This is a genomic window from Amycolatopsis sp. NPDC102522, assembly GCF_055584485.1.
On the sequence record NZ_JBVJLY010000017.1, the window covers coordinates 33551 to 59238 of the forward strand.

Consider the following 25688-nt stretch of genomic DNA (forward strand, 5'->3'; position numbering starts at 1 on the left):
CCACCGGGGTCAGGTCATCGCGACCAGGGTCCGCCGCTTGCCCGTGAACGGCTCCCGCCCATGGGCCATCAGCATGTTGTTGATCACCATGATGTCGCCCGGCTGCCACGGGAACGCGTAGCTGACCTCGTCGTACGTCGCCTTGATCGTGTTCAGGTCCGCCTCCGGGATCGGCGAGCCGTCGGCGAAGGACGCGTTGCGGGGCAGGTCTTCCTCGGGGTACAGCTCCAGCAGCGCCTCGCTGACCTCCTCCCCCAGGCTCGAGACGTGGAACAGGTTGGCCTGGTTGAACCACACGGTCGCGCCGGTGTGCGGTTCCGCCACAAAGGACGGGCGCACGTGCCGTGTGCGGAGGCCTTCGTCGGTCCACTCGTAGGTCTGCCCGTTGGCGGCGCAGTAGTCCGCCACCACCTGGCGGTCGTCGGTCTGGAACGCCTCCTGCCAGGTCAGCCCGAGACCTTCGCGGAACGCCCGGGTATAGGTGACGCCGCCCGCGAACCGCTCGCGCAAGTCCGCCGGCAGCAGGTTGTACATCGCGCGGCTGTCGGCGATCGGCGTCGCGCCGCCGGTTTCGGCTGCCGTGTCGCACAGGAAGAACAGGCGAGCAGGCCAGTGCGCGGAGTACGAGTTCTCGTTGTGCATCGGGATCGACTCGGCAGGCGGGTACTCCGTCGAGGTGTAGATGTTGCCCGCGACCACCGACCTCGGCGTCGACCGTTCCGTATACGTCAGCAGCGAGCCGCCGATCTCCTCGGTGACCTGGTTGAACATCGCCACGTCGGCGGGCATCCCGCGCAGCAGGATCGCGCCGTGCTCGCGCAGCCGGTCCTGCAGTGCTTCGCGGTGCGCGCGCACCCAGTCCAGGCTTGTGGCCGCGTACACGGTGAGCTTGGTGTGTTCGTTGCCCTCGACGTTGTGAGCGCTGTGGGCGCTGTCGAGGTTCGCCGCGAGTTCGGCGGTCATGATTCCTCCAGTTCGAATCGGATCAGTTTGGCGGCCTCGGCGTGCAGCGCGGCGAGGTCTTCGGTGTCGGCGAACCCCGCGGCGAGCACGTTCACCGCGTAGATCTCCTGGTCGTCGGTGAGCAGTTGGCCGGGGCGCACGATCGTGACGACCTCCAGGACTTCGGGCAGGTCGGCGACCTCGTCGGTGCCGTCGACGCGGATCAGCCGCCCGGTGCCTTCGGCGTAGAAGATCAGGTAGCCCACCGGCACCGGCAGGCCCGCACCTCGCGCGGGCGGCGGCGTGCCCAGTGCCAGCGACACGGCCTCGGCGACGACGTCGATGCCGGTCGCGAGCTTCAGCAGCACCGGTTGGGCGCCGCCGGCCGGGCGGCCCGCGTTCACCTCGACGATCGCCGGGCCCAGTTCGGCGTCGTCGATCAGCTCGACGTGCGCGCAGGTGTTGTCCAGGCCCAGCGCGAGCGCGGCGGCCGTCACCGCCGCGAACAGCCGATCGGTGTCCTTTTCGGACAGTTCGAGCGGTGGGCAGACCATGCCCAGCTCGAACTTGCGCTCGTCGATCAGCGGCTTCTCCACCACGGCCACCGGCTCCGCGACGCCGTCGCGCACCAGAACGTCGACCGCGTACTCCGGACCGCGCAGCAGGCCTTCCACGAGGAACACCTTCGCCGGGTCGATCGGCGCCGGTCCGCCGCCGATGAGCCGGTGGTACCGGGCGTCCTCCGACAGCGGCAACCGCTCGGCCAGCAGCCGGTACGCCGCCGCCAGCTCGTCCACAGTGGACACCGTGCGCACGAGATTGCTCGCGGCGCCGTTCACCGGCTTGATGATCGCCGGGAGCCCGACCGCCGAAGCCACCGATGCCGCCTCGGACTCGGCGGCGATCAGCGCGCAGCGCGGACCCGGCAACCCGGCCGCGGCCAGCGCCTGCCGGACCGCGAACTTGTTGTGCGTCACGGTGAACACCGACGCCGGGCAGCGCGCCACGCCGAGCAGCTCGGCCGCGCGGGCGACGCTCGCGATGATCCCCTCGGCAGCGGTCATCACGCCGGCCGGACTCGCGGTCCGCGCCCGGATCGCCTCGGCGACGGCTTCGGCGTCACGGACGTCGTCGACGACGACGAAGCCGTCCACCAGTTCCGTCAGCTGTGCCCGCTCGGCCGGTTCCAGGGGCTGGGTGACCAGCTCGGCCCGCAGGCCGGTCGCGCGTACGGCGGCTACGACGTCGGCGATCCACTGCCCTGCGGTCTCCCGGACCACGAACGCGGTGTTCACACTTCCTCCAGGTCGAGCCGGACGAGCTTGCTCGCCTCCGCGTGCAGGGCGGCGAGGTCGTCGTGATCGGCGAACCCCGCCACGACGAGGTTGACCGCGTAGGTCTCCTGTTCGTCGGTGAGTATCTGTCCCGGCGAGACGGTGGTGACGACGTCGATCACCTCGGGCAGTTCTGCGATCTCGTCGAGCCCGCCGATCCTCGTCAACCGGCCCGAACCGGCCGCGTAGAGGATCAGCATGCCCAGTGGGATCGGCAGTTTCGCGGGTTCCCGCACCGGCGGCGGAGCGCACACGGCGAGTGCCGCCAACTCGGCGAACACGTCGATGCCGGTGCGCAGTTTCGCCAGCAGCGGCATGATCGACCCGGCGGGCCTGCCCGCGTTGACCTCGACGATCGTCGGACCGCGGTCGACGTCGTCGATCAGCTCGACGTGGGCGCAGGTGTTGTCGAGACCCAGCGCGCGGACCGCGGCGACCGCCGCGGCGGTGACCAGCTCGGCCCGGTCGTCGGTGAGCCCGGCGGGCGGGCACGACAGCGCCAGCTCGAACTTCCGCTCGTCGATCAGTGGCTTGTCGAGGATCTCGACAGGCTCGGCCACGCCGTCACGGACCAGCACATCCACCGCGTACTCCGGGCCGCGCAGGAACCCTTCGACGAGGAACGTCGTCGAGGGATCCAGTGTCCCTAGTGGACGGTGGTAGCGCGGATCCGCGGACTCGGGCAGCCGCGCGGCCAGCAGCTCGTAGGCAGCCGCCAGATCATCCACAGTGGACACGGTGCGGACGAGATTGCTGCCCGCACCGTTGACCGGCTTGACGATCGCCGGGAGACCGACCGCCGAAGCGACCGACGCCGCTTCGGCGGACGACGAGATCAGGGCGTAAGCAGGCCCCGGTAGCCCGGCCGCAGCGAGGGACTCCCGGACGGCGAATTTGTTCGCGCACAAGGCGAACACCGACGCCGGGCAGCGCGCCACCCCGAGCAGCTCCGCGGCGCGGGCGGTGCTCGCGATGGCGCCGTCCGAGCCGGTGAAGATCCCGGCCAGCGCGCCGCCGTCGATCTCCCGGACCTTCGCCGCGACGGCTTCCGGGTCGTGGACGTCGTCGAGCGCGACGACGTCGTCCACCACATCTGCCAGCGCGGCCCGCTCGGCCGCGTCCATCGGCGGGGCGAGCAGCACCACGCGGTGCCCGGCCGCCCGCATCGACGGCGCGACCTCGCCGACCCAGTGTCCGCGGGCCTCTCTGACCAGCACCGCCGTACTCACGCGACCTCCTTCCCGGCGAGCTTGCGCTCCCGTTCCTGCGCCCCTACCAGGTCGTCGGGCAGCGAATCGGGCACCTCGGTGTCGAACCGGCGCAGCAGCCGCAGCGAGAACCCGCCCACGTTGATCAGCAACAGGATCAGCGCGAAGACGACATAGGCGAGGCCGATGCCCCGGGTCTCGCCGGTGCCGAGCACGGTGCCGACCGACCCGGTCAGTGCGCCGCCCGGCGCCAGCAGCGGCGAGAACCAGCCGACGGCCAACGGCGCCAGCACGGCGAACCCGATCGGCAGCGTCGACCACGTGATCGTCTGGTTGATCGCGAACACCCGGCCGTGGAACCGCTGCGGCACCTTGACCTGCACCAGCGTCGCGTAGATGCCCTGCGACACGGACATCGCGGCGGCCAGGAGGAACACCCCGGCCGCGACGACGATCAGCGACGGCCGCAGGCCCATCACCAGGCTGCCGAGCGCGATCCCGACGTTGCCGGCGAGCACGCCGACCATCCGCCGGTGCCGCGGGCCGCCCCACAGCGCCATCCCGATCCCGCCCGCCACCGCGCCGAGGGCCTCGGCCAGCGCCACCTGTGCGACGTCGGTGACCGAGCCGAACGACAGCACGAGCGGCGAGACCAGCACCAGCGCGGGTGCCAGGAAGACGTTCGCCAGCGCGAAGTACAGCAGCATCGTGCGGAAGCCGCGGTGGTTCCACGAGTACCGCAGCCCGCCCGCGATCGCCGTCAGCAGCGGCTCGCGCGGGCGCCAGCCCATCATGTCCGGGAACCGCACCAACAGCAGGCCCACGATCGCGAACACGTAGCTCACCATGTCCAGGATCAGGATGCCGGACAGCTGGATCGCCGCCAGCAGCCCGGCCGCGAGCACCGGCATGAGCAGCTGGGCGAAACCGGTGGACAGCTGCGCGAGGCCCATCGCGTGACCGAGGTACTGCTTAGGCACCAGCTGCGCCACCGAAGACTGGTAGGCGATGCGCTGGAACGACGCGGCCACCGACCCGAGCGGGATCAGCACGTAGAACAACCACAGCTGGACATGCCCGGTGATCAGCACCAACGCCAGGATCAGCTGGATCCCGCCCGCGATGCCGCTGGCCGCGATCATGATCCGCCGCCGGTCGCCGCGGTCGACCAGTGCGCCCGCCACCGGCAGGACGAGCACGCCGAACAGCAGCGCGAGCGCCCACAGCAGGCCGAGGTCGGCGACCGAGCCCGTGCGGGTGTAGAGCCAGATCGGCACCGCGAACGACGTCAGCGCCGAGCCGGTCGAGGACACCAGTTGCCCTGCGGTGATCGTGAGGAACCGGCCCATGCTCGGCTTCACCGAGGGCTTCTCGTCCACTTCCGCCCGATGGGTCTCGTGCACCGCCCAGGCCGCGTCTTCACCGCGGGCCCGGACGTCGAGTTCGCCGGGATCGTCCAGTGCCGGATGCACTCGCGTGACGATCTCCGCGAGTTCTTCTGCCCGGTAGCGCAGGAAGAAGTGCCCGGCCCGGTCGAGCACCACGAGCGCGGTGGTGTCGGTCAGGAACTCCCATTCCCGGTACCGCTCGGCGTAGTAGTCGGTGACCGGGTCCTCGGAGCCGACCACCGACACGATCGGCGCGCGCAGCTTGGCCACACGGGCGTCGAGCAGGCCGCTGAAGTACTCCTCGGCGGCGCGGCTGTCGGCGCGCATGTTCGTGATGATCCGATCGGCCTGCGCCGGGTCGAGGTCGTCGGTGTCGACGCCCATGCCCTTGAGCCAGTTCGAGTAGTACCGGTTGCTGCGCAGCTTCTCCAGCCGGGTGCGCAGCGTGCCCATCGCACCCTTCATACGGGCGAACGGGAAGATCGCGCCGATGTAGACGACCTCCAGCTCGCGGCCGCGCTCTTCCAGCAACCGGGCGACGGCGACGGCGAGTGCGTTGCCGACACCACAGTGCCCGTAGATGGCCAGCGGGCCGTCGACGCGGTCGAGGATCTCGTCGGCCAGCCGCACGACCAGGTCGTCGAAGGGCAGGGCCTCTTCGGACAGTCCGACGTCGTGGCCGGGGATGGCGACCGAGTAGAGCGAGTAGCCCTCCGGGAGCGCGTCGGCCAGCGGCTGGTAGACGATCGCGCTGCCGCCGCCGTAGGGGAAGCAGACGTAGGTCAGCGTCCGCTGCGTCGTCGGCTTGGTCAGCTCGTACAGCAGGTGCCGCGGCCTGTCGGCGTCGTCACCGTCCATGAAGGACGCCAGTTCGCGGATCGTGCGGTGCTGGAACAGATCCATGACGCCGACCTGGCCGGCGTCCGCCTTGCCGATCCTCGCCACCACCTGCGTGGCCAGCATCGAGTGGCCGCCGAGGTCGAAGAAGTCGTCGTCGACGCCCAGTTCGTCCACTTTGAGCACGTCCCGCCAGATCTCGGCCAGCAGGATCTCGACCGGGGTCGACGGCGCGACCAGTTCCTTGGTCGCGTCCCGGGACGCGACCGGAGCGGGGAGCGCCTTGCGGTCGAGCTTGCCGTTCGGGGTGAGCGGCAGCTCGTCGAGCGTGACGAACGACGGCGGGACCATGTAGTCCGGAAGGCTCTGCTTGAGCGCCGTCCGCAGCGCGCCGGGCTCGGCGTCGCCGACGACGTACCCGACCAGCCGCTTGTCCCCCGGCGTGTCCTCGCGGACGATCACGGCGGCGTCGCGCACCCCCGGCTGGGCGCGCAAGGTCGTCTCGATCTCCCCCAGTTCGATGCGGAGGCCGCGCAGCTTGACCTGGTGGTCGATGCGGCCGAGGAAAGCGATCGTCCCGTCCGGGCGCCAGTGCGCGAGGTCGCCGGTGCGGTACATCCGTCCACTGTGGAACGGGTCGGGGACGAACCGCTCGGCCGTCAGCTCCGGGCGGTTGTGGTATCCCAGGGCGAGGCCGACGCCGGCGATGTGGAGTTCGCCGGGCACGCCGACCGGGCAGGGCCGCCCGGCCGGGTCGAGGACGTAGATCCGGATGTTCTGGATCGGCGCCCCGATCGGCACCGACGCGACCTCGGCGAGCGCGGCGGGCGTGCAGTGCCAGGAGGTGACGTCGATGGCGGCTTCGGTCGGGCCGTAGAGGTTGTGCAGCTCGCATCCCGACAGCCGCCGGGTGAACTCGCGGGCGGCGTCGAGCGGCAGTTCCTCGCCGCTGCATACGACCCTCCGCAGCGCCGTGCAGGTCTCGACGCCTTGTTCCGCAAGGAAAAGCGTGAGCATCGACGGCACGAAGTGCGCGGTGGTGATGCCTTCGGACGCGAGCAGCTCGCGCAGGTACGCGGCGTCCTTGTGGCCGCCGGGCTCGGCGAGCACGAGCCGCGCGCCGGTCATCAGGGGCCAGAAGAACTCCCAGACCGACACGTCGAAACCGGCAGGGGTCTTCTGCAGCACCGAATCGGTGCCGTCGAGGCGGTACGCGCGCTGCATCCAGTCGAGCCGGTTGACGATGCCGCGGTGACCGTTGGGCACGCCTTTCGGCTGTCCGGTCGAGCCCGACGTGTAGATGACGTACGCCGGGTCTTCCGGTCCGGCGAGCGGCTCGGGCGGGGTGCCCGGTTGGCCTGCCGTCTCGGCAGGGTCGTCCAGGACGATGACGGTCGCGTCACACTGGAAACCCAGCGTTTCGCGCAACGCCGCCTGCGTCAGCACAACGGGCGCGGCAGCGTCCCGCAGCATGAACGCCAGCCGGTCGGCCGGGTACTCCGGGTCGAGCGGGACGTAGGCGCCACCGGCTTTCAGCACGCCGAGGAGCGCGACGACCAGCTCGAACGACCGCTCCGCGAACACCCCGGTGAGCACGCCCGGTCCGACGCCGAGGCCACGCAGCCGGTGCGCGAGCCGATTGGCCCGCTCGTCCAGCTCGCGGTAGGTCAGCGACTCGCCGCGGAAGGTCACCGCGGGGGCATCCGGCGTCCGGGCGGCCTGCTCGACGACGAGCGCGTGCAGCGTGGTCTGCGGGAACTCGGCCGTCGTGGCGTTCCAGCCCTCCAGGACGAGTTCTCGCTGCCCGGCGTCGAGGATGTCCAATTCGGACAGTCGCCTCTCCGGGTCGGCGACGATCGAGCTGAGCAGCGTGACCAGCCGTCCGGCCATCCCGGCGACCGTGTCCTCGGTGAACAGCGCGGTGTTGTGCACGAACTTGGCGATCAGCCCGCTTTCGACCTCGATCGCGTGGAACTCGAAGTCGAACCGCGTCGCGGGCAGGTCCATCGGCAGCCAGCGGAAGTCCACATCGGACTCCCCGGCCGCGCCCATTCGGCCCATCTCGTAGTTCTGCAGCACGAACATCGCCTGGAACACCGGCGAGCGGCTGACGTCGCGGGGCACGCCGAGCGCGTTCACCAGCCGCTCGAACGGGACGTCGGCGTGGTCGAAAGCGTCCAGCACGTGCCGCCGGGTGCGTTCGAGCAGCTCGGTGAACGACGGGTCGCCCGCCAGCTGGGCACGCAGGGGCAACATGTTGATGAACATGCCTGCCACGCCTTCCAGTTCGGGCAGGCCGCGCCCGGCCGACGACGAGCCGATCGCGAAGTCCTCCTGGCCCGAGTACCGCGCCAGCAGCACCTGGTAGGCGGCCAGCAGGGTCATGAAGAGCGTGACCCCGTGCTCGCGGCTCAGCTCGCCGAGGGCACGGGCGAGGTCGCGCTCGACGAAGAACTCGTGGATCGCGCCGTCGAAGCTCTGCTTGGCGGGCCGGGGCCGGTCGGTGGGCAGCTCCAGGGGCTCGACCCCGGTGAGCTGCGCCCGCCAGTGCTCCAGCTGCCTGTCGAGTTCGCCGCCGGTGAGCGTCCGGCGCTGCCAGTGCGCGAAGTCGCCGTACCCGATGCTCAGCGCGGGCAGCTCGGCCGTGCCGCCGGTACTCAGAGCGTGGTACTGCGCGGCGAGGTCACGCAGCAGCAGGTCGACCGACCAGCCGTCGCCCACGATGTGGTGCGTGCACAAGACCAGCAGGTGCTCGTCATCGGACACCCGGGCCAGGGTCGCGCGCAGCAGCGGGCCCGTGGCCAGGTCGAACGTCTCGGCCGCGGCGGCGTCGACGGCGGCACGGGCCGCTTCCTCGCTTCCAGAGTCCACAATAGATAGAGCGACCGTGACCGACGGTTCGATATGGACGGTCGGCTGCCCGTCTTCCCCGGCTGGGAAACGCATCCGCAGCGCCTCGTGCCGCACCGGCAAAGTGTCCAAAGCGGACTGAAGCGCGGCGACGTCGAGCCGTCCGGTCAGCCGGATCGGCACCGGGATGTGGTACGACCCGGTGCCCGGCGCGAACTGCTCCATGAACCAGACGCGTTCCTGCTGATACGACAGCGGGACGACGGCGTCGCCGGAGCGCGGCGTGATGGTCGCGGCCGGCTCCGCGCGCCGTCGCAGCCGCCGTTCGAGCAGGGCGCGGCGCGCGGCCGCACTGGTTTCGTCGATCGTGGTCATGAGAGCTCGCCTTCGGCCAGCTGGCGCTGGACCTCTTCGTCACTGAGCTGGTCGAGGTCCTCGGCGAGCCGCCGCTCGATCTCGGCGGCGAGCCCGGCGACGGTGGTGAGAGTGAACAGCCCCCGCACCGGGATGTCGACCTCGATCTGTTTGCGGAGCCGGGCCATCGCGCGGATCGCCAGCAGCGAATTGCCGCCACGGGCGAAGAAATCGTCGTGCGCGCCGAGATCGTCGATGCCGAGCAGCTCACCGAGCACCTCGGCGACGAGTTCTTCGGCCGCGGTCCGGGGTGCGACGTACTCCATCGCCTCATCGGGTTCGGGATCCGGCAGCGCGGCCCGGTCGAGCTTGCCACTGGCCGCCATCGGCAGCGCGTCGAGCGTGACGAACCGTGTTGGCACCAGGTAGTCCGGCAACGTCTTCCGCAGGGCCTCGGCCACCCCCTCGGTGCTGCCGACGACATAGCCGACGAGCGTTTCGCCGCGGACCGCCACGGCCGCGTCCCGCACCTGGTGCAGTTCGCGCAGCGCCGCTTCGACCTCGCCGGGCTCGATGCGGTAGCCGCGCAGCTTCACCTGCTCGTCGACGCGGCCGAGGTAGTCGAGCGTGCCATCGCGGCGCCGGCGGGCGAGATCGCCGGTCGCGTACATCCGGCCGGACGGCCCGTCGACGAATTTCTCGGAAGTCAGATCCGGCAGCCCGAGGTAGCCGCGGGCGAGCTGCGGACCGGCGACGTACAGCTCGCCCGGGACACCCGGCGGCACCGGCTGCCGCCGCTCGTCGAGGACGTACACGCGGGTGCCGGGCACCGGACGGCCGATCAGGACGGGCCCGGAGGGCAGCTCGTCCCCGGGTTCGATCCGGTGCACGACACAGCCGACAGCGGCCTCGGTCGGGCCGTACTCGTTGACGACGAGCGTGCCGGGGTGCCGCTCCCGCCACGGCTGAACGGCCTCTGCGGTCAACGCTTCGCCACCGAGCACCAGCTCACCCGTCGGGAACAGCTCCTCGGCGAGGACGGCGAGGTGCGTCGGAGTCGCCTTGACGAACGTCGGGCGGCCGCCGTCGACCACCGCGCCCCCGGCGGTGAGGGTGCCGAGCAGCGTCGTCACGGTGAGGTCGAACGACGCCGACGTGTGCAGCAACGCCCGTCCGGCCAGACCGGGGTAGGCCTCGCGCGCCCACGCCAGGTACGTGTCGACGGCCCGGTGCTCGACCTCGACGCCCTTGGGCCGCCCTGTCGAGCCCGACGTGTAGATCACGTAGGCGACGTCGCCCGGCCCTGCCGCCGGTTCCGGGTCTTCGGTGGCCGCGGTGGACCACTCGGCCGGGTCGTCCAGAGCCAGCGTCTTGCTGTCCACTGTGGACGCGCCGGTGACCAGCACGAACGGGGCGCCCGCGTCGGCGAGGATCAGCGCCTGCCGGGGGGCCGGGTTGGCCGGGTCGAGCGGGACGTAGGCCGCGCCGCTCTTCAGCACCCCGAGCACACCGGTCAGCAGGTCCGCCGAATTCGGCACGCACACGCCGACGACGGCGCCGGGACCGGCACCCAGTTCGCGCAGCCGGTGTGCGACACGGTTGGCTCGCGCGTTCAGCTCGGCGTACGTCAGGCGAACCCCGCCGAGGTCGACGGCGGGCGCGTCCGGGGTCAGCCGGACCTGGGCCTCGAACCTGGCGGGCACGGTTTTAATGTCCGAAGTGGACACTTCCGTCGAGTTCCAGCCGGTCAGGACCAGCTCGCGCTCGGCGTCCGACAGCAGCGGCAGGTCCGCGACCGACCGGGCCGGATCCGCCAGCGCCGCGGTCAGCAGCCGCAGGTACCGCTCGGCCATGGCTTCGGCGGTCTCGCGGTCGAACAGGTCGGTGCGGTAGACGAGCCTGCCGTCCACGGCGGTCAGGTCGATCGCGATGTCGTCCTTCGCGGTGGCCGAGCGGACCGGCTCCAGCCCCGAGTCGGGCAGGAAGTTGAACCCGAGCTGATACAGCGCCTGCACGCCGGGGTCGCGCTCGGCGACGGCCGCCTCGGCGACCGCCTGGAACGGCACCTGGCTGTGGTCGATCGCCTCCAGCAGCGTGGTCCGGACCCGGCTGACCAGCTCGGTGAACGCGGGTGCGCCCGAGCAGTCGACCCGCACGGCCATCTGGTTGACGAACATGCCGATCAGGTCGGCCAGCTCGGGAAGGTCGCGACCGGCGACCGGGACGCCGACGACAATGTCGTCCACTCTGGACAGTCGCGACAGGAGTGCCGCGTAGCCGGCCAGCAGCACCATGAACGGCGACGCCGAGAGCTCCCGGCTCAGCTCGCCGACCCGGTCGATCAGTCCGTCCGGAAGGGCGAAGTCCACCTGGTCACCGGTGAACGTCAGCTCCGCCGGCCGCGGCCGGTCGGTGGGCAGGCCGTGCACCGGCGGCAGCCCGGCGAGCTGCGTCCGCCAGTAGTCCAGCTGTTCACTGGACGTTTCGAGCTGCCCGCGCTGCCAGGCCGAATAGTCCGGATACTGGATGGTCAGTTCGGGCAGCTTCGGCTCGCGGCCCTCGAACACGGCGTCGCACGCCTCGCTCAGCTCGGCCCCCAGTACCAGCACCGAGGCGGCGTCGAACACGGTGTGGTGCACGACGAACGTGAGCACCCACTCGTCGTCGGCCATGCGACACACCTGGGCCCGCCACGGCGGCGGCGAATCGAGCGGGATGGCCTCGCGCGACACACCACCGACGAGTTCGGCGAGCCGGTCACCGCGGATGTCTGCGGGCAGGTCCCGCAGGTCGTGCACCTCGGGCTCGATCGGCACCTCGGCGTGCACCACCTGCACGAGCGCGCCGCCGTCCATGCGGAACGACGTGCGCAGCGCCTCGTGCCGCCCGACGATGACGCCGAGCGCGGTGCGCCACTGCGCCGCGGTCAGCGGGCGGTCCTGCCGGGCCTGGCAGTGCAGGTTGTACACCGGGGACGCCGGGTCGAGCTGGCCGGACAGCCAGATCCGCTCCTGCCCGAACGAGGCCGGGAACGTCCATTCCTTCGTGTCGCTCATGATTTCCTGTTCAGTGTCTTTTGAGGAGTCCGCGACCCGACGGGGTCTCGGCTGCCGGCCTGGCTGGTGTGCGGTGTGGCGGATGGCGAACATGTCGAGCCGACCGCCGAGGCCCACCCGGCCCGAATCCGCCAACGGGCTCAGCGCTCGAGCTTGGGGATGGTGGTCCGGGCGGATTCGGCGGGCGCCTCGGCTTTGCCGGCGCGCAGCTCCTCGATCCGCTCGACCAGAGTGGCCACTGTGGACGCTTCGAACAGCGTCTTCATCGCCAGCCGCGTGCCGGTGGCCTTGCGCACCTGGGCGATGAGCTGGATGGCGACCAGCGAGTTGCCGCCGAGGGCGAAGAAGTCGTCGTGCACGCCGATCTTCTCCACGCCGAGCAGCTCGGTCCACTGGCGGGCGATCTCGGCTTCCAGCTCGGTGCGCGGGGCGACGTAGTCGTCCTCCGACACCTTCACCGGCGCTTCGCCGGGTTCGTCCAGCTCCTCGGCGCTGACCCGATGCTCGATCAGCTCCCGCACCGGCAGGGTGGTGATCACCACCTGCCCACCGAGGCCGGGGGCCAGCGCCCGGACGAACGCCTCGGCGCCGTCCACCGGCCGGATCCCGGTCGACGTCTTGTCCACAGTGGACACCGTGGACGCTGTGGCCTTTGCGGGTGCCGAAAGGCTGCCGCCCACGGCGTCCTGATCGACCTGGCGCAGCACGAAGTCCTCGATCGTGACGAGCACCCGGCCGGTCTCGTCGCACAGCGAGAGGTCTGCCGCCACCACCTGGTCGCCGCCGGACTCGCGGTAGCGCAGGTGGCTGCGGAAGCTCGCCGGAAGCGCGTCGTGCACGACGATCCGGCCGTAGCTCATCGGCAGGTAGGTGCCACTCCCCCGGCCGCGGCCGAACGCGGTCGCGACGTCCAGCAGCGCCGGGTGCAGCCCCCACGCGCCGACGTCGCCCGCCGCCGCCTCGGGAGTCGTGATCGTGGCCAGTTCCTCCTGTGCGCCGATGCGGTGTTCTCGCAGCGCCGCCCAGCGCGGGCCGAAGGTGACCATGCTGGTGCGGCCGGTGCCGAAGCCGTTCCCGTCGTCGATCGGCTCGGTCCGCCCTGTCACCGCTTCAATGTCCACAATGGACGCAGACCCGGCCGCGACCCACCCGGCGGATCCGCGCACGTGGGTCCGGCTCGCGCCGGCGACGTGACTGGTCACGGTGAAGTCGTCGCCGTCGAACTCCACGCGGTACTCCGCGGTGGCACCGTCCGGGACGCCGAACGGCTCCAGGAACGCGACGTCCCGCAGCTCGACGACGTGCCCGTCACCGGGCTTCGGCAGCGCCGCGGCCACCGCCGCGCGGACGGTCTCCAGATGTCCCGTACCCGGGATCACCGGCACCCCGGCGATCCGGTGCTCGTCGAGCAGCCAGTGCGTGGCCGCCGAGACCAGCCCGTGCGCGCCGTCCTCGGTGCGCGTGGTGAGCACGGGGTGCTCGACCGGGCCGAGGGCCCGCGACCGGGCGGTGCGGATCGTGGTCGGCGCGGCCACCTCCGCGGCCATGCCGACCTCGTCCCAGCCACCCCAGGCATGCGAGACGAGCCGCGCCCGCCAGCCGTGACCGCCCCGCGCGTAGGCGTCGAGGAAGTTGTTGGCGGCGCAGTAATCGACCTGTCCGATGCCGCCGACCACCGCGGTGATCGACGAGCACAGCGCGACGAAGTCCATCGGCAGGTCGGCGAACGCCTCCGCCAGAGCCAGCGTCCCGGCGATCTTCGGGGCCAGCACGGCCTCGGCCGCGGCCCGCTCCTTCACCTCGGCGACGCCGCCGCCGGGCATACCTGCGGCGTGCACGATCCCGTCGAGGCCGCCGAACTCGCGCTCGGCCAGCTCACGCACCTCACGCAGCCGCGCCGCGTCGGTGACGTCGGCGGCGACGACGTGCACCACCGCGCCTGCGGCCTCCATCCGTCGCACGGCGAGCATCGTGCGCCCGGCGCGGTCGGTGCCGCCGTGCGCGGCGAGGTGCGCGTCCCACTCCGCCCGCGGCGGCAGCCCGGCGCGGGCGAGCAGCACGAGCTTCGCCCGCACCCGGCGGGCGAGGTCCTCGGCGAGCGTGATGCCGATGCCGCCGGTCCCGCCCGTGATCAGGTACCGGCCACCATCCCGCAACACCGGCTCGGCGGTCGCGGGCAGTTCGAGCTGGGTGTAATCCAGCACCCAGCGACGGCCGGTCCGCAGCGCGACCTCGGCCGCCGCGTCGGCCGGGCGGAACAGCTCGGCGACGGCGTCCTGCTGGCGGTCGACATCGATCCGGCGCACCACAGTGCCCGGGACCTCCAGCGGCACCACCCGGGCGATACCGGCGAGGGTCGCGTGCTCGGGGCGGGTCAGGTCGGTGCCGGTGACGTCGGCGGTGCCGGTGCTCACCACATCGATCCGCACCGGCTCACCCCAGGCCTGGACGAGGTTGAGCAGGCTGAAGAACCCGTGGTCCTGGGCGGCCATGCCGCGTTCGTCCCCGGCCAGCGTCCAGGCGTGCACGACTCGTTCGGGCCGGGTGGGCAGCGCGGACACGAGCGCGTCATAGTCCTCGCGCACGCCGGGCCGGACGGTGAATCCGGTCTCCGACGCGGTAAACCCGTCGCCCGGACGCACCTCGGTGACGGTCACACCCGCGTCCCGCAGCAGTCCGGGCAGGACGGCGTCGGCGGCGAAGACGAGCGCGTTCGCGAAGGGCTCGCGTCTCAGGTCCGGTTCCGCCTGTCGCCACGCCGGGACCGCGAACCACTCGGCCAGCGGCAGCGGACCGGTCGACCGCGCGGGCTGGGTGGCCGTGACCGGGTCCGGGTCGACCCAGTACCGCTTGCTCGCGTACGGATAGCCGGGCAGCGGCACCCGGTGGCCGGGCGCGCCGAACATCCGCGCCTGGAGGGAAACCCCGTTCGTCCACAAGAGACCGGCGGCGCCATACAGGGTTTCGACGTCGCCGATCCGCTCGGTACGGCCCGGCAGGCTCGGCTGCGGCGCGGGCATTCCCTTGGGGACCTGGCCGCGGGCCAGCCCGGACAGCTGATGACCCGGGCCGCATTCGACGAGCGCCCAGTGGCCGCCGCGCTCGAACAGAGACTTGACGCAGTCGCCGAACCGGACCGCCTGACGCAGATGCGAGGCCCAGTAGGCGGGGTCGATCGCCTGAGCATCGGTGATCCAGTCGCCGGTGACGTTCGACAGGAACGGCAGCTCGGGCGCGACGGCCTCGACGGCGGCGACGGCCTCGGTGAACTCGGCGAGGATCGGGTCCATCATCGGCGAGTGGAACGCGTGCGAGGTCACCAGTTCGCGGCACTGCACGCCGCTGGCCTTGAGCGTCGCCGCGAAGTCCGCGACCGCGTCCGACGGCCCGGCCACGACGCACGTGCCGGGCCCGTTCACCCCGGCGACCGCGAGAGTGCCCGGCAGCCGCGTGGCGACGCTCTCCTCGTCGAGCTGGACGGCCAGCATCGCCCCGGCGGGCATCGACTGCATCAGGCGGCCGCGCGTGGCGACCAGGTTCAGCGCGTCGGGCAGGGTGAAGACCCCGGCGACGGTGGCGGCGACGTACTCGCCGACCGAGTGACCGATCATCGCCGCGGGCCGCACGCCCCAGCTCTGCCACAGCTTCGCCAGCGCGTACTCGACGACGAACAGCGCGGGCTGGGTCACGCGGGTTTCCCGCAGCGCCTTCTCACCACTGGAGGAGAAGATCAGGTCGCGTAGCTCCGGCAGCTCGGATTCGAGCAGCCGCAGGCACTCGTCGACGGTCGCGGCGAACACCGGCTCGGCCTCGTAGAGCTCGGCGCCCATCCCGGCGTATTGGGAACCCTGCCCGGGGAAGAGGAACGCCACGTTCGTCTCCCCCGCCTGTGCGGACACGAGGCGCCGGGGATCCCGCAGCCCGTCGATCGCGTCCTCCGGGTCACGGGCGACGACGACCGCGCGGTGCGGGTACTCGGTGCGCCCGGCGGCCAGGGTGTGGGCCACGTCGGCGAGATCGAGATCGACGTCCTCCGCCAGCCGCTCGGCCAGCCCGTCGACCGCGGCAGAGAGCGCTTCCGCGGTGTTGGCCGACACCCGCAACAGATGCGCCGGGTGCGGCGTCCGGAACCGCTCGAGGATCGGCGCCTCCTCCAGCACGACGTGCGCGTTGGTGCCGCCGACGCCGAACGAGCTGACGCCGGCCCGCCGCGGCGCCTGGCCCGCCTCCCACTTCGTCACCCCGCGCGCGGGATAGAACGGGCTCGCCGGGAAGTCGATACCCGGGTTGGGTTCTTCGTAGTTGATGGTCGGCGGGATCAGCCCGTGCTCCATGACGAGCACGGCCTTGATCAACGAGACCACGCCTGCCGCCTGCGACAGGTGGCCGATGTTGGACTTCACCGAGCCGATCGCGCACCAGCCGGTGTCCGCGACGCCGTTCCCGTACACAGTGGACAGTGCGCTGATCTCCATCGGGTCGCCCAGCGCGGTGCCGGTGCCGTGCGCCTCGACGTAGCCGATGGTGCGCGGATCGACACCGGCCATGCCGACGGCCTGCGCGACAGCCTCCGTCTGCCCCGACACGCTGGGCGCGGAGAAGCCGACCTTGGTGGCGCCGTCGTTGTTGATCGCGTTGCCCAGCACGACGCCCCGGATGTGGTCGCCGTCCTCGATCGCCTGCGACAGCCGCTTCACCAGCACGACCCCGATGCCGCTGCTCCAGACCGTGCCGTTGGCGTCGGCGTCGAACGCGCGCACGTGGCCGTCCGGCGAGGTGAAGCCTTCGACGCCCATGTAACCGATGCCGTGCGGCATCTCGAGGTTGACCCCGCCTGCCAAGGCCATGTCGCACTCGCCGTTGCGCAGCGCCTCGCAGGCCAGGTGCACCGCGACCAGGGACGTCGAGCAGGCGGTGAACACCGCGAGGCTCGGGCCGCGCAGGTCGAGCTTGTACGACACCGAGGTCGTCAGGTAGCTCGGCTGGTTGCCGGTCGAGATGCCGATACCGCCGTGCTGCGAGGCGAGGATCCGCTCGTTGCGCAGCAGGTTCTCCTTCAGGTAGCCGGTGCCCCCGGACCCGCCGTAGACGCCGATCGCGCCGTCGAAGCGGGCCGGGTCGTAGCCCGCGTCGGTCAGCGCGGCGTGGCACGACTGGAGGAACAGCCGATGCTGCGGGTCGGTGATCTCGGCCTCGCGGCTGGTCATGCCGAACAGTTCCGCGTCGAACTCGTCGAAGCCGTCGACGACGGCGGTGGCGTTCACCCAGCTCGGATCGTCCACAGTGGCCGGTTCGGCACCGCGGGCGATCATCTCCTCGCGGGTGGCGGGCACGATCGACTCGACGCCGTCGACGAGGTTGCGCCAGAACTGCCGCGCGTCCCGCGCGCCGGGCACGCGCACGTCCAGTCCGACGATCGCGATCGGTTCGGCTCCGGGATCGCCGGTGCCGGTTTCGGGGAGGTGGTTCACGGTGGTGCTCCTATTCGAGGCCGGCCGGGCCGGTGGTGCGGCGGGGTCTTCTGGTCTGGATGCGGCCTCGGCGGGCGGCGACGCGCTCGGCGGCGCGGGCCAGTTCCGGGCCGGCGGCGCCGCCGGAGTGCAGGTGCACGGCGAGGGCGCGGACGGTGGGGTGGCTGAACAGGTCGACCATCGGGATCCGGCGGGCGAGCCGGGCGGTGATCTGGGCGTGCACCCTGGCCAGGGCGAGCGAATGCCCGCCCACGTCGAAGAAGTTGTCGGTGTGCCCGACTTCGGCGACGTCCAGGACATCGCACCAGGCACGAGCGATCACGGCCTCGGTCACGGCGAGCGCCGCCGGGTCCACGGCCACCGACGGCGGCCGTGCCTGGAGGCGGGCTGTCGCGGCAGGCGCGGCGGTGCGGACGCCCGCCCGCGGCAGTTCCGGCACGCTCGTCCCGACCGGCGCGTCGGGCGCCGCGGCCAGCGCGCCGAGCAGAGCGACGTAGTCCTCGGCGAGACCGGCCATCCGGGCGTGGTCGAACAGGTCCGGGTTGTACAGCAGTTCGACGCCGTCGTCGTGGACGTACACCGTGAGGTCGAACGGCGACCCCGGCTTGTCGACCGGCAGCCACGCCGAGGCCACGCCGGGCAGGTCCAGCCGCGGCTCGGCGAAGTTCAGGACGTTGAACATCACCTGCACGAGCGGGGCCTGCGCGGGATCACGGGGCACGCCGAGCGCCTCGACGAGCCGCTCGACCGGCGCGGCCGGATGCGCTGTCGCGGCGAGGAGTTCCGCGCCACCGTCGCGGACGTGCGTGACGAAGTCCGCGGCGTCGTCGGCCCGCAGCCGCACCGGCACGATGTCCACGAAGAACCCCGCGACCTCCTGGCACTCGGCGAGTTGCCGGTCCGCGACGACCGTGGCGACCAGGTGGTCGGTCGCGCCGGTGAGCCGCCGCAGCAGCTGGCCGAACGCGGCGAGCAGCACCCCGGCACGTGTCGTGCCGGTGCGGGCGGCCAGTGCCCGGACCGACTCGGCGGAACCGTCCGGAAAGGACTGACGCAGGCTCGCGCCCCGGTAGGTCTGCACGAGCGGGCGGGGCCGGTCACGCGGAATATCCACTGTGGACGGTGCACCGGTGAGATGTCCGGTCCACCAGGCGACATCGACGGCCTCCCGGCGTTCGTCGCGTCCGGCCCGCCACACCGCGTAGTCCGCATAGGACGCCACCGGCGGTGGCAGCGGCTCGCCCCGGTAGGCCGCCGACAGGTCGGCACACAGCAGGTCCTGCGACCAGCCGTCGAACACCGCGTGATGCAGCGTGAAGCCGAGCACGTGCTCCGTCTCGCCGAGCCGGTAGAGCCGCACGCGCCAGGGAGCCTCGCGGTCGAGGTGCACCGGCGTCGCGGCGTCGGCGGCCAGCCGGGCCCGCAGACCGTCCTCGGTCACCGGCGCCACCGGCAGCGGAACGTCTTCCGGCGGCAGACGATCCGCCAGCGGCGCGCCGTCGACGGCGCGGATCCGCCAGCGGAGCACGTCGTGCCGCTCGGCGACCGCGCGCAAGGCGTGGCGCAGCGCGTCGACGTCCAGCGCGCCGGTCAACCGGAAGGCCATCGCGATGTTGTACGGCGCGGCGTCCGGGGCGAGCTGGTCGAGGAACCACATCCGCCACTGCTGCGGGGACAGGGCGGGCGCGTGCCCGGTGGTCAGCCCCGGCCCGGTCAGCGGCGACGCGGCCGCGACCCGCCGGGTGAGCCCGTCAAGTGTGCCGCCGGCGAAGACGTCGTCGGTGGCGACGTCCGCGGCCAGCTCCGCCCGCAGCGCCGCGACCAGGCGCATCGCGGCGATCGAGTTCCCGCCCGAAGCCAGGAAATCCGTCCCCGCGCCGTCGCCGAGCACTCGACGCCAGATGGCCGCGACCGCGCGTTCGGCCGGGGTGCCGAGCGGACCGAGGTCCTCCTGTTGTCCCGCCAGCGCCGCTTCGGCCAGGTCGCGCAGCGCGGGCGTGTCGATCTTGCCGGAGACCGGGTTGACCGGCAGGCCGTCGAGCACCCGGACCGCGGCCGGGCGCATCGCCGCGGTGAGCCTGTCCCGGCCGAGTGCGTCCACATCGGACGGTGCGGACGCCGGTGCCAGGAAGGCCACCAGCCGGGTGCCCGCAGGCCCGGAAACGGCGACCACGGCGGCGGCGTCGACGTCCGGGTGAGTCGTGAGCGCGGCCTCCACCTCGCCCAGCTCGATCCGCTGGCCGCGGACCTTCACCTGCCGGTCGGCGCGGCCGGCGAACTCGAGACGGCCGTCGGGCAGCTCGCGGGCCAGGTCGCCGGTGCGGTAGAGCCGCTCCCCCGGCGTGTCCGGGTCGTCGACGAACCTCGCGGCGGTCAGCTCCGGGCTGCCGAGGTAGCCATGTGCGAGGCCCGGACCGCCGACGAGCAGCTCGCCGATCTCGCCGGGCGCGACCGGCCGCAGTTCGGCGTCCACGACGTACGCCCGGTGGTTCGGCATCGGGCGGCCGAGCGGCAGCGGGTCGGCGGGGAGGCCGGTGACCTCGTCGGCGACGACCACCACGGTGGTCTCGGTCGGGCCGTAGAGGTTGAAGAACCGACGGCCCGGCAGCCAGCGCGCGGCGAGGTCCGCGGGCACCTGCTCGCCACCGCAGGCGACGACGCGCCAGCCGGGAACGGTCGCGGGGTCCACCATGGACAGCAGCGTCGGCGTGGCGAAGCCCCACTCGACGTCGTGCTCGACGATGAACCGCCGCAGCCGTTCGGGGTCGGCCCGGTCGGCGGCGCCGGCGAGCTGGACCGATCCGCCGTGCGCCAGCGGGACGAACACGTCCATGGTGAAGGCGTCGAAGGCGAGTGAGGAGAGGCCGAGCGTCCGGGTGCCGGGCCGGAACCCGAAGGCGGCGGCGAACCCGGAGACGAACGCGACCACGTTGCGGTGACTGGTCAGCACGCCCTTGGGGCGGCCGGTGGACCCGGAGGTGAAGAGGAGGTGGACGAGGTCGTCCGGCCCGGCGGGGCATTCGACGGGCCCGTCCGCGGGCGGGGGCACGTCGAGCGCCTCGATACCCTCCGTGGCACCGAATTCGGCCCGCGCGCGATTACCGACGACAAGGGAGACCCTGGCGTCCGCGGCGATCTCGGCCAGCCGCGCCTTGGGGCCGCCGGGTTCGAGCGGCACGTAGGCGGCACCGGACAGCAGTACGCCCACGACGGTCGAGATCAGCTCCGGCCGCCGGTCGGCGCAGACGCCGACGCGGGTGCCGGGCCCGGCGCCCCTGGCCCGCAGCAGCCGGGCGACGCCGGTCGCCGACGCGACCAGTTCGCGGTAGGTGAGCCGGGTGTCACCCTGCCGGACGGCGACAGCGTCCGGGGTGCGCGTGGCCTGGGCGAGGATCAGCCCGGTGAGCGTGGTGTCCGGATAGGACAGTGGCGGGCCATGGCCGCCCGCGACGGGCAAGGTGTCGGTCACCGAGGGCTCCCCTGGTCGGATGTGTGCAGTGGGTCGATCCAGTGCCGCTCCCGCTGGAACGGATAACCCGGCAACGGGACGCGGCCCGGTTCACCGCCCGCGACCCACTCGACTTCGCCGCCTCCGGCCCAGTGGGCAGCCAGGTCCCGCATCGCCCCGGCCGGGCCCTCGACGTCGGTGCCGTTCTCCAGCAACGCGTCGAGTGCGGCGACAGCCGACGCGACCGAGTCCGCCACCACGGCGGCCCGGCACGCGAACGCCCGCCGGACCGAAAGCGTGTACGCCGCGTCCCCGAGGTCCGGCGCGTCCGTGGCGAGCCGCTCGCGCAGCCGGGACACCGCCTCGCGCAACGCTTTCGCGTCACGCGCGGAAACCGGCAGTACGAACGGACCGCTCGCCTCGAGCCGTGGTGGGACGGCAGGGGCCTCCGCCACGATCATGTGCACGTTCGTGCCGCCCATACCGAACGAGCTGACCCCGGCCACCCGCCGCTCGCGGACGGGCCAGTCGGTGGCCTTCGCCGGGACGTACCAGGGGCCACCCGCGAGGTCGGCCTCCGGGTGCGGGGCCGTGAAGTGCAGGCTCGGCGGGATGACACCGTGCCGCACGGACAACACGGCCTTGATCAACCCTGCGATTCCGGCCGCCGTGTCGAGGTGCCCGATGTTCGTCTTCACCGAGCCCAGCGCGCACGTTTCCGGCGGCGCGTCCCGGTAGACGCGGTTGAGCGCGGCCACCTCGATCGCGTCGCCCAGCGGGGTTCCGCTGCCGTGGGCTTCGAGCAGCGCGACCTCGTCCGGGGCGACCTCCGCGACGGCCAGCGCCTCGGCCACCGCGGCCGCCTGCCCTGCTGGTCCCGGCACTGCGTAGCCCGCGCGGTCGGGGCCGTCGTTCGTGATCGCCCAGCCGGGAAGTACGGCGTAGACGTGGTCGCGATCGGCGAGGGCGTCCGCCAGCCGCCGCAGAACGACCACCCCGGCGCCCGAACTGAACCCGGCGCCCGCCGCGTCGACGTCGAACGCGCGGCACCGGCCGTCCGGCGAGGCGAGCCCGCCGCTGCGGTACCGGGGCCACGTCACACTCGCCCCGCCGGCCAGCGCGACGTCGCACCGGTAGTCCGCGAGGCTCTGCGCGGCCAACGCCACCGCCGCGAGCGAACTGGAGCACGCGCTCTGCACGGCTATCGCCGGCCCGGTCAGCCCGAGCCGGTAGGCGACCTGGCCGGGCAGGTGGTCGGTGAGCTGGCGGCCGGTCAGCCGCCCCTCCCAATCGTCCGGGTCGACGTCGCCGGTCACCGCCGGATTGCCGAACAGGTGGAACAGGAAGTAGCGGTTCACCGAGGTGGCCGTGAACACCCCGACAGGCCCGGTCTCGGCGGCGGGGTCGCGCCCCGCGTCTTCGAGTGCCTGCCACGCCGTTTCGAGGAAAAGCCGGTGCTGCGGGTCGGTCCGCGCGGCCTCGTCGGCGGTGAACCCGAAGAACCCGGCGTCGAACTCCTCGACACCCTCGATCCGGCCACCCGCCCGCACATACGCCGGGTCGGCACGCAGGCCCGGCCCGATGCCCAGCGCCGCCAGCTCGTCGTCGGCGTAGTCGTGGATCGAGTCGACACCCGCGCAGAGGTTCCACCAGAACGAGGCGGCGTCCGGCGCGCCGGGGAACCGGCAGGCCAGCCCGACGACGGCGATGAGATCCCCGGCCTGCTCCTCCGCGGTGACAGACGGCTGAGTGTCCGAAGTGGACTCCGTGAGCCAGGCGGCCTGCCCGGCGATCGTCGTGCGCTCGAACAGGGCGAGCAGCGGGACGTCCGCCCCGAACTCGTCGGCCAGCCGCGCCTGCACCCGCCCGAGCCGCAGCGAGTCGCCACCGGCGTCGAAGAACGCCTCGGTGCGCCCGACCCGGTCACGGCCCAGCACCGTGCACCAGATCCGGTGCACGCGTTCCTCGGCCGGGGTCAGCCGCTCGGCCGGGACGGTCGCGGCCGCCCGCGGGTCCGGAAGCGCCAGTTCGTCGAGTTTTCCGGTGACGGTCAGGGGAAAATCGTCCAGGACCGCAACGGCCGCGGGTACCGAGTAGCCGGGCAGGACGTCCGCCAGCGCGGCCCGCAGCACCCGGCCGTCCGGACGTGGGCCGGCCGCGGTCACGTAGGCGAGCAGGTCGCCGTCGCGCACGATCGCGCGGGCTTCGGCCACGCCGGGCTGTTCGGCGAGCCGGGCCTCGATCTCGGTCAGCTCCACCCGGAAGCCGCGGACCTTGACCTGCCTGTCGATCCGGCCGAGGCAAACGAGGTTCCCGTCCGGCAGCAGTCTGCCGAGGTCACCGGTCCGGTAGCGGCGGCCGCCGTCGGCTGTCACCCCGAAAGCCGGGCTCGGCTGGTCGAGGTAGCCGTCGACGAGGTGCTGCCCGCGCACTTCGAGTTCACCGCTGTCCAGCACGGCGAGCGTGAAGCCCGGCAGCCCGCGCCCGATCGGCAGCGGCCCGTCGGCGTCCGGGTCCAGCTCGGCGGCGGTCGTCCGGTAGTGCGCCGCGAAAGTCACCTCGGTGGCGCCGTAACCGTTGACGAACACGCACTCCGGCGCGAACCGGCCACGGCGGACGTCGGCGTGGGTCGCCTGCTCGCCGCCGAGCAGCACGGTCCGCACGGACGGGAGGCCGCTCTCGCCGAGGACGTCGAGCAGGTGCCGGTAGACCGTGGGCGTCGAGTGGTAGACGGTCACGTCGTACCGGGCCAGCGCGCGCGCGGCGTGGGCGAGGCCGTGCGCGCGCAGATCGATCGGCACGAGCGCGGCGCCGGTGAGCAGCGCCGGGTAGAGGTCCGGGATCGCCGCGTCGAAGCCGAACGACGCGAGCAGGCTGAGCCTGTCGGCCGCGGTGATGCCGAGCGCGGCGATCTGGTTGTCGACGACGTGCAGGAGGTTGCGGTGGGTCTGCGCGACGGCTTTCGGCCGGCCGGTGGACCCGGAGGTGAACAGCACGTACGCCGCGCTGTCCGGATCGGATTCGGGCACCGGGAGCGGCGCGGTCTCCGTGCCCGAACGCACGAGCCGCACGGACCCGGTGCGGCACAAGGATTCGGCCAGCTCGACGTACTCCGGATCCGCGAGCACGGCGGTCACCCGCGCGGCCGCGAGCTGGTACTCGAGACGCTCCAGAGGGAAGGTCGGGTCCAGCGGGACGTAGGCGCAGTCCGCGGCGAGGGTGCCGAGGATCGCCGCGATCGCGGCGCTGCCGTGCCCGGTGACGAGCCCGACCCGCTCCCCCGGCTGGACACCGGCGTCGCGCAACCTCAGCGCGCGGCCGCCCGCGAGCCCGGCGAGCCCGGCGTAGGTGAGCCCTGTGCCGTGCTCGAAGACCGCGATCCGGTCGGGCGATTGCCGGGCGTGCATGTCGAATCGGCTGACGCAGCCGGCTTGTGTCATCGGGCGGCGAGCAGTCGCTCCGAGGTATTTCGGGCGCACGACAACAACGGCGTGGACTTCATCTTGCTCCCCAGTGACCATTCAGGTGAAGAATCACGCAAGGTTAAGACGACCGGCCGCGCCGAGGAATACGAATACCGCTGATTTAGTCCTGATGGCTCATCGATCTTGGACCATACGTTGCAGCAACCCACGTCTTCCAGCCCAATCGGCGACCTGGACGACATTTCATGCCCGAATTTTCGACCACCATCGACACTCGAACGATTACATTCAGTAATGGTGTCGGATATTAACCGACACCATGCCGAGAAATACGTTCACAAACGGTCGGCGGGCGAATTCTCCGCAATCGATTCAGAATTCCTGCCGCCGCGACACCTTGGCCGCACCTGGGCCGAATGTGCCGCGAAAGCCACTTCCGCGGTGTCGAAAGTGGCTTTCACGGCACGTCCCGACCTCATGCCAAGTTCGATCTTCGGCTCGACTAGCTCGCTTGCTGCTCGGCGATCCAGTCCCGGTACACCGTCACATCGGTCCAGATGCCCAGACCGCTGGCGCACTTCGGGTCCGTGTCACCATCACGGCTGGTGGCACCGACCAGTTCCCACTCGCCCGGCCTGCCCTTGATCTGCGGCCCGCCCGAGTCGCCATAGCAGCCCATCGCGTTCGGCGTGTCGGAGCCGGTGCAGATCTCCTTGCCCGTGGCCAGATCGCGACATTCCTCCGCCGGCCTGACCTTGGTGTCCAGCTCCTGGAGGATCTCCGGCGCCCCGCAGTTCTGCTCGGCGCAGTGCTCACCCCAGCCGAGGATCCGGGTCGCCGTTCCCGCTTCGCCCAAGGCCTCGGCGATCTTGATCGGCTTCTCGGTCACCGGTTTGTCCAACCGCAGCAGCGCGATGTCCCCGCCAGAGGGCTTCTCCCCGGCGAAGTCCGGATGCACGATGATCCGGCTGACACCGGCTTCGGTGCCCCCGCTGTTGTGCTGCCGCGCCCCGATCCTGGTCTTGACCTGCTCCGGCCGCGCTCCCTGTACGCAGTGCGCCGCGGTCACCACCCAGTTCTCGCTGATCAGCGAGCCACCGCAGAAGTGCCTGCCGTCCTGCTGCAGCGACACCATGAACGAGTAGTCCTCGGTGGCGTCGTGCCCGCCGATGACGTACGGCGTCGGCCCGTCAGCCGCCGCGGCGACTCCCGGAACCAGCGCCGCTCCCACCGCGGCCAATCCGACCACCAGTACCCCTGTTTTGCGAAGCATTATCGTGATCTCCCCGTAGACGACGAATTACTGACAGTCGTCACGCTATGGGGTGATGATCACCGCTGGATCGGCTCATCGGCCCGGCAGCATCGGCCACAT

9 protein-coding genes are annotated in these 25688 nt (G+C 71.9%); all 9 read right to left on the reverse strand.

All coding sequences use genetic code 11. The features are described from left to right. Positions 1-9: 9 nt before the first annotated feature. Positions 10-963, reverse strand: coding sequence for a TauD/TfdA family dioxygenase (locus ACZ6YV_RS31110; protein WP_465512997.1), 954 nt, complete (start codon positions 961-963; stop codon positions 10-12). Next, complete coding sequence (locus tag ACZ6YV_RS31115; RefSeq protein ID WP_465512998.1) at positions 960-2237, reverse strand: ATP-grasp domain-containing protein; 1278 nt, start codon at positions 2235-2237, stop codon at positions 960-962. Before ACZ6YV_RS31115 ends, ACZ6YV_RS31110 begins: the two co-directional genes overlap by 4 nt. Continuing rightward, positions 2234-3505 carry an ATP-grasp domain-containing protein gene (locus ACZ6YV_RS31120; protein ID WP_465512999.1) on the reverse strand — a complete coding sequence of 424 codons (1272 nt, stop codon included), beginning with the start codon at positions 3503-3505 and terminating at the stop codon, positions 2234-2236. Before ACZ6YV_RS31120 ends, ACZ6YV_RS31115 begins: the two co-directional genes overlap by 4 nt. Further along, a complete protein-coding gene (locus tag ACZ6YV_RS31125) occupies positions 3502-8934 on the reverse strand; it encodes a non-ribosomal peptide synthetase/MFS transporter (RefSeq protein ID WP_465513000.1) in 5433 nt (1810 codons plus the stop codon). Before ACZ6YV_RS31125 ends, ACZ6YV_RS31120 begins: the two co-directional genes overlap by 4 nt. Then, positions 8931-11969, reverse strand: coding sequence for a non-ribosomal peptide synthetase (locus tag ACZ6YV_RS31130; RefSeq protein WP_465513001.1), 3039 nt, complete (start codon positions 11967-11969; stop codon positions 8931-8933). Before ACZ6YV_RS31130 ends, ACZ6YV_RS31125 begins: the two co-directional genes overlap by 4 nt. Positions 11970-12109: 140 nt before the next feature. Continuing rightward, positions 12110-17440: a type I polyketide synthase gene (locus ACZ6YV_RS31135; RefSeq protein ID WP_465513002.1), complete on the reverse strand. Its 5331-nt coding sequence runs from the start codon at positions 17438-17440 to the stop codon at positions 12110-12112. Positions 17441-17450: 10 nt separating this feature from the next. Beyond that, positions 17451-20909: an acyl carrier protein gene (locus tag ACZ6YV_RS31140; RefSeq protein WP_465513003.1), complete on the reverse strand. Its 3459-nt coding sequence runs from the start codon at positions 20907-20909 to the stop codon at positions 17451-17453. Next, positions 20906-24295, reverse strand: a complete 3390-nt coding sequence (locus tag ACZ6YV_RS31145) for a non-ribosomal peptide synthetase (RefSeq protein WP_465513004.1) — start codon at positions 24293-24295, stop codon at positions 20906-20908. Before ACZ6YV_RS31145 ends, ACZ6YV_RS31140 begins: the two co-directional genes overlap by 4 nt. Before the next feature lie 520 nt (positions 24296-24815). Then, on the reverse strand, positions 24816-25586 hold the full coding sequence (locus tag ACZ6YV_RS31150; protein WP_465513005.1) for a S1 family peptidase: 771 nt from the start codon (positions 25584-25586) through the stop codon (positions 24816-24818). Positions 25587-25688 lie beyond the last annotated feature (102 nt).